13 protein-coding genes are annotated in these 10,631 nt (G+C 35.3%); 1 reads left to right on the forward strand and 12 read right to left on the reverse strand.

What is annotated here, in order from left to right; translation table 11 throughout:
• Positions 1-334 precede the first annotated feature (334 nt).
• From CP367_RS11050 to CP367_RS09330, 9 genes are all read right to left on the reverse strand, one after another.
• Positions 335-526 (reverse strand): hypothetical protein, encoded by a 192-nt coding sequence (locus tag CP367_RS11050; protein ID WP_000841357.1) that lies wholly within the window; start codon positions 524-526, stop codon positions 335-337.
• A 131-nt stretch (positions 527-657) separates the two neighbouring features.
• The gene (locus tag CP367_RS09295; RefSeq protein ID WP_001909500.1) at positions 658-855 is read right to left on the reverse strand and encodes a helix-turn-helix domain-containing protein; all 198 of its coding nucleotides are present in this window, start codon (positions 853-855) and stop codon (positions 658-660) included.
• A 2-nt stretch (positions 856-857) separates the two neighbouring features.
• Positions 858-2,780, reverse strand: coding sequence for a tetracycline resistance ribosomal protection protein Tet(W) (tet(W), locus tag CP367_RS09300; RefSeq protein WP_089145870.1), 1,923 nt, complete (start codon positions 2,778-2,780; stop codon positions 858-860).
• A 621-nt stretch (positions 2,781-3,401) separates the two neighbouring features.
• The gene (locus CP367_RS10895) at positions 3,402-3,812 is read right to left on the reverse strand and encodes a hypothetical protein (RefSeq protein WP_180707104.1); all 411 of its coding nucleotides are present in this window, start codon (positions 3,810-3,812) and stop codon (positions 3,402-3,404) included.
• Entirely contained in the window at positions 3,757-3,891 is a 135-nt protein-coding gene (locus CP367_RS11145; RefSeq protein WP_255404449.1) for a hypothetical protein, read from the reverse strand. Before CP367_RS11145 ends, CP367_RS10895 begins: the two co-directional genes overlap by 56 nt.
• Before the next feature lie 184 nt (positions 3,892-4,075).
• On the reverse strand, positions 4,076-4,276 hold the full coding sequence (locus tag CP367_RS09315) for a YSIRK-type signal peptide-containing protein (RefSeq protein ID WP_081096727.1): 201 nt from the start codon (positions 4,274-4,276) through the stop codon (positions 4,076-4,078).
• A 206-nt stretch (positions 4,277-4,482) separates the two neighbouring features.
• Positions 4,483-5,061: a tetratricopeptide repeat protein gene (locus CP367_RS09320; protein WP_089145869.1), complete on the reverse strand. Its 579-nt coding sequence runs from the start codon at positions 5,059-5,061 to the stop codon at positions 4,483-4,485.
• A gap of 40 nt (positions 5,062-5,101) precedes the next feature.
• On the reverse strand, positions 5,102-5,674 hold the full coding sequence (locus tag CP367_RS09325) for an AAA family ATPase (protein ID WP_089145872.1): 573 nt from the start codon (positions 5,672-5,674) through the stop codon (positions 5,102-5,104).
• A 1-nt stretch (position 5,675) separates the two neighbouring features.
• Positions 5,676-6,704 carry a hypothetical protein gene (locus CP367_RS09330; RefSeq protein ID WP_089145868.1) on the reverse strand — a complete coding sequence of 343 codons (1,029 nt, stop codon included), beginning with the start codon at positions 6,702-6,704 and terminating at the stop codon, positions 5,676-5,678.
• A gap of 174 nt (positions 6,705-6,878) precedes the next feature.
• Between CP367_RS09330 and CP367_RS09335 the strand changes: the two genes are divergently transcribed.
• Entirely contained in the window at positions 6,879-7,082 is a 204-nt protein-coding gene (locus CP367_RS09335; protein ID WP_089145867.1) for a hypothetical protein, read from the forward strand.
• A gap of 44 nt (positions 7,083-7,126) precedes the next feature.
• Here the strand turns inward: CP367_RS09335 and CP367_RS09340 are convergent, their stop codons facing one another.
• The 3 genes from CP367_RS09340 to CP367_RS10770 form a co-directional block, all read right to left on the reverse strand.
• Positions 7,127-7,573: an HIRAN domain-containing protein gene (locus CP367_RS09340; protein WP_089145866.1), complete on the reverse strand. Its 447-nt coding sequence runs from the start codon at positions 7,571-7,573 to the stop codon at positions 7,127-7,129.
• Between the two features lie 74 nt (positions 7,574-7,647).
• A complete protein-coding gene (locus CP367_RS09345) occupies positions 7,648-7,842 on the reverse strand; it encodes a hypothetical protein (protein ID WP_089145865.1) in 195 nt (64 codons plus the stop codon).
• Positions 7,826-10,631, reverse strand: a 2,806-nt coding sequence (locus tag CP367_RS10770; RefSeq protein WP_158227333.1) for a hypothetical protein, incomplete at its 5' end; no start/stop codon positions are given. The genes CP367_RS10770 and CP367_RS09345, both read right to left, overlap by 17 nt.

Here is a 10,631-nt window from a genome sequence, read left to right on the forward strand (position 1 = left end):
TGAAATCAAATAATCAACTTGAGTATAAGCAACCTATGGAAAAACTACAAGTATTCATAGGCTTATTTGTGGTACTTTCGCTTTTTCTTAAATTTAAACTCTTATTTGCTTTAACCTTATTCGCATCATTAAAACAAGTAAATTTATTTTCTTAAATCATTGATAATACTTGACTTTGGGTAGAAAAAAAGCAGCAAATCTTTTTCAGACTTACTGCTTTCGCTGGCCGCCGATGGGCGGTGGATATTCAGTTTTGAAAGTTCAGGTCAGGTTGGCCCGATGATGGATAGCACAATAAATTCCTGTTTTTCCTTTAAGGCATTGTGCATTTTTTCTATTTCTCTTGATGATTATTTTTTTCATAATCAATCAATGTACCTATAACAATTCCAATCAACATTCCGATACCTGCACAAATAGAAATAGCAAAAAGATTTTGCAAAAACGCCCATGCCAACACACCTATGCAACCACCGACAATAAATCCTGTTAATAAGCCAATAGTTAAGTATTTATTACTTTTCATATTGCTATATCTCCCCTAAAAGTATATTTGTCGTTGGTTCTATTATACTATGACCTGCTTCCTTTAGGAATAGATGAATTGTAAACTGGCTGGAGTGAAACCGCTAATGACAGCCAGTGTTTGTTCTTTGTTTATCGGTCAAAGCGAAATTTGAACAGGGCGGCAATGAGCTGTTGCTTTATATGTTCCTCAACTTCGGCGTTGACTTTCCCGTGTACTTTGGAACAGTAGCGGATATATCCGGCATAGTGGGAAAGAATGGTGTCGATTGCGTCCGGGTCGCCCTCATGGGCTTTGACGATTGTTTCATAGGGGAGAAGTTTACTCATAGTCATTTCCCTATCTTCTGAAACATATAGCGCACCTTGTCCAGGCGGCTGTTTGGACGGCGGGGCTGGATGACTGGCTTGCCGACAGCGGCCTGATACCCTTTCAGTTCTGTAAGGCATACGCTCTGCCCGTTGGTGTAAGAGGCCAGATCAGTACGGTATGCCTGTATACAGCGGGCGGGAATCTCGCCAGTAAAGACAACTTCATCCTTTTTTACCTGGACCGTTTCGATGGTGGCACAGTATTTCGGTGCATCATGATAAGCCCTGGAAAGATATTCCCGGGGCGCATAGAGGGTGAAGGAGAGATAAGGTTCCAGCAGTTGCGTCCCTGATTCCTTCAATGCCTGTTCCAATACAATCGGGGCCAATGAGCGGAAGTCCGCCGGCGTGCTGACCGGACTGTAATAAAGCCCGTATTCAAAGCAAATCTTACAGTCCGTTACGTTCCAGCCGAACAAGCCCTGCTCCAGCCCGTAACGGATACCATCCCTGACAGCGTTTTGAAAACTCTGGTTCAAGTATCCCAGCGAAACCCGGCTCTCGTATTGTACACCGGAGCCAAGCGGGAGTGGTGTAACAGACAGTCCGATGGATGCCCAAAACGGGTTGGGCGGCACCTCGATATGGATGGTGTGGCTGGCTGCTTTGAGCGGCCGCTCCATATAAATGACGGTGGGTTCCTTTACCACTGTTTCAAGCTTGTATTTTTCCGACAGCAAAGCGGAAACAACCTCCAACTGCACCCGGCCCAAAAAAGAAAGAATGATCTCATGGGTGATGGAATCCACCTCGCAGCGCAAAAGCGGGTCAGTATCCGCAAGTTGCGTAAGAGCGTCCAGCAGCCGTTCTCTTTGCGCTGCCGTTTTCGGCGCAATCGACGTCCGAAGCATGGGGAGGGGGTCCTCACGCCACCTTTTACGAGGGAGCCGGGTTGGGTCCCCTAATACATCGTTTAACCTCACGCTGTCGCTGGGAAGGATAACAATTTCACCCGGATAAGCGGTGTCTGTCCGAACAATTTTCCCTTTGGATGGAATACGCATCTCTGTGATTTTCAGCTTTTCTCTCCCGGCCAGGGCCACCGTATCCCGCAGGCGCAGCGTTCCGCTGTATAGCCGTAGATAGACACGCCGCTGGCCGCAATCTGTATACTCCACCTTGAAAACGCTGCCGCATAGGGCGGCGCTCCCCTGTTCCCCAATCGGTTGGAACAGCCCTGTCACCGCATCCATCAACGGTTGAATGCCAAGGCCCTTTTTGGCGCTGCCATAATAGACCGGGAACAGGGAGGCGTCTTGAACCCGCCGCTGTTCCTCCCGCACAAGTTTTTCCCGGCTGATTGGTTCTCCTGCGATATACTTTTCCAATAATTTATCGTTATTTTCGATGACCGCATCCCATGCTTCTATGTCGGTATTTTCCTCCAGGACTATTTCCGGGGACAGCGACACCGTCTGCTTGATGATAATATCGGCGGAGAGCTTATCCCGAACAGACTGAACCACGCTCTGCAAATCAACGCCAGCCTGGTCGATCTTGTTGATAAAGATAACGGTGGGAATGTTCATTTTCCGCAGGGCATGGAACAGAATACGGGTCTGGGCCTGCACGCCATCTTTAGCGGAGATCACCAAGATGGCCCCATCTAAAACAGCCAAAGAGCGGTACACCTCCGCCAAAAAATCCATGTGGCCGGGCGTATCCACAATGTTGACTTTACATCTGTGCCACTGGAAGGAAGTGACTGCCGCTTGAATGGTAATCCCACGCTGCCGCTCCAAAAACATGCTGTCCGTCCTCGTTGTCCCTTTTTCGACGCTCCCCGGTTCTGAAATGGCTCCGCTGGCATATAGCAGGCTCTCCGTCAAGGTCGTCTTTCCAGCGTCTACATGGGCAAGAATTCCAATATTGATTATTTTCATGTGATTGTCCTCCCTTTACTGCCCCGAAGGGCATAAAAAAATCCCCAGCAGTAAAATACTTTTACCACTGGGGATGATAATTTGCGGACATACACATATACAGCATACACCTGTTTGTGAGTGCTGTATATGTGTATGTCAAAATTGATAAGGCAAAAGTATTCTTAAATTGGGTACAAAAAACTAAGCCCCTACAAAAGGGACTATCATAATCCTTTGTTCCCACTATTTGATTATAGTTTTATTTAAGAATACCTTGCCGCATATTTTTTACTCCTTTTCTGGAATTGAATTAATTATATCACATCAGTTTTAGGAAAACAAGTATCTAAAAGAAATTTTTCTTCCCCTTATATGTAACAATCATACCGGCTTCCTAACGTTCAGAATGGTTTCTACTGTCTGCTGCGGTGTTTGGTTGGAATTGTCCAGCCAAAAGCCGATCCGTGGTGTTGTCTGCATTTTACTAAATACAAATTCAATGTATACAGAAAGAAATATATAAGGAGTGGGAGGGATTCCGCCGTAGTCGGCATTGTAGGAAAATCCAAAAGTTTAGATTTTCTCAAAATGCTTATCTTTTGGTCTTTGGTTCGGAATAGTGTAGTGCTGGCGGTCTATCTATTGTTTTAGGTTGCTTGCTTCTTTACCGTACATGAGCATTACTTCATCTAATGTCGCAGTTCTCGTTAGCGTTATCAATTGACTAGCATCAATGGTATTGCCATCAGGTCTGACTACCGTAATTTGACGTTTGATCATTTCGTTTAAATCATTTTGACTAACACCAGTTAGATAATTCTTACTTGGATTATCTGGCAACTTATCAGTTGACTGCTTTGGATCATTTGGTGTGATAACTATTACTTTATGCTTCAAATGAATATCAATTGGATCATTGTCAGAAGCTTTAAATTTATAGCTGGTTGGTAACATACTTACTAATTCATAACCTGCGGGGATGATAAAGTCACCATCATGATAGGTTAGTTTCTTCAGCTTGGCCTTGACCGATTTCTGCCTTATTAGCATTGGCATCCTGGTTAGGCTGAACTTCGATTGGCTTAGCAGTTGCACTAGGCTGCTCTACCCCCATTTTGAGTTTGAACATTAGAATTTTTTACTTTGCTTTCAGCTAATTGTCTAGCTTTAATAGTTGATTCGGGTTTAGAGACTGTCAAATTATTTTCTGTATGATTTTCAACAGAATTATCTGCAGTATTATCGTTTTCTTGAGAAGTTGGTTCAGCAGCCTTACCAGAAACATCATCTGTTTTATCTTTATTTAAACCAGCTTACACAGAAGAATCTGCTTTCTTCTGTACTACTTTCGCAGTTTGCACACCGCTATCTACCGTACTTGCTTGTACAGTATTTGTATTAATCGCACCAACGTAAAACAAAGTTGATAACAACACTGAAGTGACACCGATAGATAATTTACGTATTCCAAAATGCTGAACTTGATCCGCATTTTGCTGTAATTTATTTTTCAGTGTTTTCTTTCATGTCAAAGTCATATCAATCATTCTTCCTTATGTATTAATAAATTTTTCACATCATTATCTAGCAATTGTTATTATAATCTTGTTTGTAGTTATCGTATCAATGAAACATAACACAAAAGCTTTGGTCTTATTTTTAATAAAATTTCAGATTAAAAAAGCCGCGTCCGGTTTAGGGATGCGACTCGTCGATGTTATTAATTTTTTAAATATTCATCTAGTCTTTGTAAAATCTCAGCTCTTAGTGATTCAATTCTCTTAGCTATTGATTGCCACATGAATTTATCTTCAAAGTGGTCACAATAAGAGTAATATTCAGCTTCATTTATGTATTCTAATGCAGATAATGGATCTTCATCTGTACCATACCCTTTGTACAAACATAGCGCTAAACGATAATAAATATCTGATTTAATATCATCATCAATACCAGATTTATTAGCAAAATCTTCTGCTTTGATATAGTACTCAAGAGCCAAGTTGTAATTTTGTTTTATTGCATCTCCATAGAAGTAACTATCTCCTACTTTATAACAGGCTTCTGCACTACCGTCATCTGCGGCAATCTTAAAGCAGTAAAACGCCTTCTTGTAATCACGCTTCCCTGTACGACCATATTCATAAATATAGCCCAAATTACAGATAGCTTGAGTGTTACCTAGCTTTGCTGCATATTCATAATATTTTTGTGCTTTTAGGTAATCACCATTGCGGTAGGCCTCAGCGCCTATATCTAATAATTTATTTGATTTTTGGAATTTATCGTCTTCATCCATTATTCTGTCCTGATTATATCAAAATCTCTGAAAAATATGTTTATCGATAATTTAACACCATATCGATTATATCCTGTGCTTGCTGCAAATCTGCAGAACTGATCACTTTGACTTTATCTGGTATTTTAAAATCTTTATAATAGCCAACAAAACGTTTAATTATATCCATATTCACTGAATATTCTCGATCACGATTGCGCTGCACAAGAGTTTTTAATGCATGATCTAGAGACTCCTCACTGAATGAATCTTTGGAGTCCAATAATGGCTTAAAACAATCAATGACATATACTTGATAATCGACTGGCACTCTTTTCAGAATATCGCTGATTGGATTGAATCCATGACCAGCCAGATTCGTATTATCTATGACAGTTGGCAACTTATTCTGCAAACGTGTGTCTAGTTCTTCATAAAAAATATGCCATACAATTGATTCTGTTTGCGGGACAAAATTTATCTGAGGGTGACCATTATTAGAATTGATCCCATTTAGGCGAATTCTAATTTCATCTCCAGAAATAGTATAGTTTTGTAAATTATTCATCTTAATAAAACTAGATTTACCAGACGCTTGTGGTCCTAGCATTAAGATTAAAGGTATCTTTTTCATTTTATTGGTCATCCTGATAGAATAAATCTCTAAATTTCTTGTGTTTATACTGTTGTGCAAGTTGCGGTGTCTTCCAAGCAACACTATTTGTCCATAGTCCTGCACCCTCACCAATAACTACAACTGACTGACCGTTTTCAGTATGAGCACCATAATAAATACCATCACCAGCACCTTGCATCCAGGTACGGACATTCAAGTAATCAATGTTATGGATCTTCTTCCCTATCATCTGTGCCATGCCCCAATTCTTAGTAGCATTTCTATAAGACTTGGACATATCGCTATATAAATGTTCGTTAGCAAATTTAATGTTAATTTTATGTAACTCTAGTGAACTGTAGCCATCATTGATTTTATTTTGACTAATCTTAATAGTTTCTAGTTTGTCATCATCAGCAGGATAAGTATACCAAGTTCCTTGTAGTTCTTTTGGGACATTTAATAGTCCATCATCTCCAGGCAAGTTAGATTTTTTACCAGTAGAATTCGGAGAAGCATTATTAGAATCTGAACGTTCATCGTTAACTTTGGCATTTTTAGCCAAGCTATTCACCAACTTATCTGAATCCCGTTTATTCAAATAAGCAATCATTTCTTTCATAGTAACTGATTCTAGCTTTTTACCATTTAAAAAGAGATAATAAATATTTTTACCATTTATTTGTTTCAGAGTATATCCTGCATTTTCTGAAACCATGTAGGCTACTCCGCTACCTTCATTCATATATGAATAATCTGATTGATTCTTCAAATCAACTTCGATCCCATTTTGCTTGCCATTAAGCAAGACTTTATTCCAACTGCCAGAGTAACGATTACCTGCATATGCAACTACAACTGCAACAGTTTTTTGTGGAGTTAAGTCCTGAGCAGATAAATGCCCCATTCTTGTAGGCTTTTGATTATTTTTAGCAGTTTTTATAGTTGCATTTTTCTTTGGTGCAGTATTTTGCTTAGAGTTTTGACTGCATCCCGTTAAAGCTAAGCCAGCTAACAAAACTAACGATAGTTTCCCGATTTTTTTCATTTCATCCTCAACTTTCTAATCAACAATATTTTATCATTTATTTACCAGCTAAAAAGTGTCCAGAGAAAATGGTTCTAGCTGTCATTATACTTTCAGCTATTAAAGCACTACAATAGTGTGTACAGGGATACAGTCAAAGTAGCTGCAATTCTAAATATTGGAAAGGAAGATTTCATGAAATATCTATCAAGAAATCAAGCAGAACAATGGCTGAATCAACATACGCTTTATGGCCAAAAGAAAAAGGTTTTTACCAATAAATTTATGAGGACGTTAAAGAATAGCTATCGTTTGGTTCCTGATAAAGATAGCATCTTCGGCAAGAAATACAGCATGCGAGAATTAAAAGAGTATGCGAATGACGTAAATCCTAGATAAAATGTCTAAGCAAATAGGCATCACTTCAATGTGATGCCCTTTTATTATGCTCTCATATAAACTTTTACTACTAAATACAAACGCTTGCCATCCCAATGAAAAGTCTTGGTTTTGCCAAACAAAAGATTACCTTCATCCATCAAACGGCTTAAGATCAAATTGTTGCTCTTAGGTAAGTATCCTAGTTTAAGTCCACCAGTTGTGTACACGCTAATTGCATGCTCGTCGAATTCATTATTGGGCTCACGCATTAAAGCTAGCGGATCATTTTCATGCAACTTTGGCACAACATGATCCTCTAGATCAAGATATTGACTGCCAGCTAATTCACAACCATATAGGAAAACATCACGTGCGTTGCTGGAATTACTATATTGAAGCCGCTTGAGTTCGTCCACTTGCGTTTGCAACTTTTCGACCTGATCAAGTAAGTCTTCAAAAATATTTTGTGGTGGAACATGGATAGTATCGTTAGGATTGTGGAATTGCATAGGTGTAGTCCTTTCTATGGTTGAGTTTTATTTTTCAATGACCTGATAAAAAATCATAATTGTATTAGTTGTAGTTATTTGTTTTCTAATGCTTCATCCAAGCTGTGTTTAATCTCGCTTCTTAATAATTCAATTCTCTTAGCTATTGATTGCCACATGAATTTATCAGTAAAACGATCACAATAAGAATAAAACTCAGCTTCATTAATATAGTGAAATGCGACTAGAATATCAAAATAATATGATGATGTTTTACTTGAATCTCTCATTTAATTTTTTTAGCATAATATGATTATTATTTTTCGATACTAATCCCAAAGGTTTTACTACTTGAATCCATCTTTGGATTTTAGCGTAAAATTCCTTTTTACATGGGATCTTTTTTCTTTCTCCAATAGGCCATTCTGATATATACTCTGCATTATCAAAATAAAATTCACTAACTTCTGATTTTGTGAATTTTCCTTTAAATTTATCCAACATCAATAAGAGAATATCGTCCTTCATTTCGTTAGTCAAAGCAGAATAGCTCATAATTTTACGTATAGTCTTCACATTGCTAGAAAAATTTATTAATTTTTGCAAACAGGTTTTATCACAATCTTTTTCTGTCCATTCATAATTAAATGTTTCTATTTTTTTAACGAATGATTTTGGATAATTTGTGGAAGATAAATAGTTCATAATACAGTCCCAATACCTAGTTTCTTTAAACCATTCATCGATAACAGATTCATTCTCAGTTTTAATAAAATATTTTTTTGCAATATCCTTATTTTGTTTAAATAAAATTTCCCAAAAATTATTTTTATAAGGAAGTTTATTATCTTGTATTAACTTGTTTATTCGATCACGATTATTTTCATAATTATTAAGTACATCTGAAATATTTGTATTTTCTAAAATATTAGTTTTATCAGAATTACTCAACTTACGATCAAAATTTGCATCTAGATACGTAACAAAAATAAAATCTTTATAATCTTTTAATTTATGTTCCTTAGCCCAATTTATATACGCTATAAAATCATCAAAATTCAGAACGCTATTCTCGTCGATGCCAATATGATCATTAATATATCTTTGAATATTGCTTGTTATAAAACCTTCTTGAATATTGTCTCGTTTATAATGAATTATTAAATTATTTAAACTTCCTTCAAAAGATATTATAGTTTTAAAATTTTCTATATTTGATTCATAACACTGGCATTTAATCAAATAAGAAATCACACTTTTGTTTGACTTAAAAAATTTTAAATTATTAAACTTGTAAATTCTATTATCCTTAAATAATTTTTTGACTTTATCATCTGAATTTAAATATCTTTTGAAGACAGTACTTGCAATTATATTATTTTGAGCTAAGAAATTATATATCTTAGGATTGAGCGAGCTTGAATTATATGAGATAGTAGTTACTAAAAAATTAACCAAATTAAGTTGATATCCATAGCTTACTGCTGAAGAATTATCTTTTAGTACTAAAAATAATTCTGGCCAACTAATAAATAAATTATTTAATAACTTTATGGCAACTGCTCTGTCTAGATTAAAATCATCGATTATTGTAGAAAGAAATTCAAAATCCTTTTGTTTTTTAATATGGTTTAATAAAGATTGGATTTTAGTATCTCTTTTATTCTGTTCACATAATAAATAAAGTACATCAGTTGAATAAGCATAGAAGTAGTCAACTTCCAAATTTTCCAATTCTTCAAGTACCTTTATTTTATGAACTAACTTAATATTACTTAATGTGGGATTACGGCTTTCAACATTTCTTAAAAATTCTCTTTCTTCTGCGGATAAGCTTGAATTAAAAGAATCCGGTGAAATATAATCATAAAAAGTAGTATCTAAATAATCATTTATAAGTAAGAACCTTAAAATATCAGTATTCATTATATATTCAATAACACTTGCGTTAAATTTTTGTTTTACTTTTTCTTGAAATGAATCATCACTTTTGTTAAGTAAATCAATAATTTGACCTAAACTTTTCGCATTAATATCTGATTCATTTTTTTGTAAATCAATTTTTAAGTTGTCTCTAGTATTAGTCAATTTTAGAATATCAAAAGTTTGTAAATCACCATTTAAATATGAAGCGATCTGACTTTTTTTATTATCCTCTAGTTCAAATTTATCTGATATCCTTTTTCTCTGCTCTATACTCCCATCACCATCAAGGTAAGACTTCCAAAAGTTATTTACAGTTTGCATGTCAGTATTACTATAATAGTGTGTTCCATTTAAAATGAAACCATAAGTACCACAAATTTGGTCATATTTTGTATTTAAGTAATTCCTAATACTCAAAGTTATTTGCCTATTAATATCTGTTATTTCAGTATTTAGGCTATTAATTTTAGCAGTAATTTCATTACTATTGGCATATATAACTGCATTATAGAATTTAGTTATATTTTTCATTAAATAATCTATCTTAGATTTACCAATCGTAATATCTTCAAAGTCATTAGGATATATATTTTTATAAACAATCGTGGCAAGCAATTTATCTATTGCATTACTATTTTTAAACATATCCATTGGAAGCTTTTGTGCAAATATGTCTAATTCAGAAACTATTGTTAAAATTTCTCTATTGTCAAAAATATAATTTCCTAAATTATGTATTAATTTTTTAGATGGATAAAGAGATAGTTCTTTATTGTTCTTTGAAATAAAATCGCAACAATTTAGCGCTTTATACCATTTATTTTTAGAATTTTGAAAACTGTGTAACGGGAAAATGGGTAAAACGTAGTCAAAAAATTTACTTTTATTTTCAGCAGCTTTATTTTCATAACTATTTTCTCTTTTGACGTTAGTATTATAAAATACAGATTCTTTTAACGTATAAATGAATTTAATTCTAATACCGCTTTGATTTAAGTTCTCATTTAGTTCATGTAATTTTTGAAATATTTGAGGGCTATTAAACCGATCTAAATCTTCAAAAATCACTATTCTGACTAATGAATGTTTAAAATAATATATTAGTTCATCTTCAAAATAACTAAATAAGTCAGTTTTATCTTTTTCAGTATTA

Origin of the sequence: Lactobacillus sp. UMNPBX16 (assembly GCF_002553775.1) — a bacterium.
Taxonomy (GTDB): domain Bacteria; phylum Bacillota; class Bacilli; order Lactobacillales; family Lactobacillaceae; genus Lactobacillus; species Lactobacillus crispatus.

Bases quoted from the DNA above. Each gene is read 5' to 3' on its own strand.
- CP367_RS11050 (WP_000841357.1), bottom strand. From the start codon at position 526: ATGAAAAGTAATAAATACTTAACTATTGGCTTATTAACAGGATTTATT.
- CP367_RS09295 (WP_001909500.1), bottom strand. From the start codon at position 855: ATGAGTAAACTTCTCCCCTATGAAACAATCGTCAAAGCCCATGAGGGC.
- CP367_RS10895 (WP_180707104.1), bottom strand. From the start codon at position 3,812: ATGCTAATAAGGCAGAAATCGGTCAAGGCCAAGCTGAAGAAACTAACC.
- CP367_RS11145 (WP_255404449.1), bottom strand. From the start codon at position 3,891: ATGTTCAAACTCAAAATGGGGGTAGAGCAGCCTAGTGCAACTGCTAAG.
- CP367_RS09320 (WP_089145869.1), bottom strand. From the start codon at position 5,061: ATGGATGAAGACGATAAATTCCAAAAATCAAATAAATTATTAGATATA.
- CP367_RS09325 (WP_089145872.1), bottom strand. From the start codon at position 5,674: ATGAAAAAGATACCTTTAATCTTAATGCTAGGACCACAAGCGTCTGGT.
- CP367_RS09330 (WP_089145868.1), bottom strand. From the start codon at position 6,704: ATGAAAAAAATCGGGAAACTATCGTTAGTTTTGTTAGCTGGCTTAGCT.
- CP367_RS09335 (WP_089145867.1), top strand. From the start codon at position 6,879: ATGAAATATCTATCAAGAAATCAAGCAGAACAATGGCTGAATCAACAT.
- CP367_RS09340 (WP_089145866.1), bottom strand. From the start codon at position 7,573: ATGCAATTCCACAATCCTAACGATACTATCCATGTTCCACCACAAAAT.
- CP367_RS09345 (WP_089145865.1), bottom strand. From the start codon at position 7,842: ATGAGAGATTCAAGTAAAACATCATCATATTATTTTGATATTCTAGTC.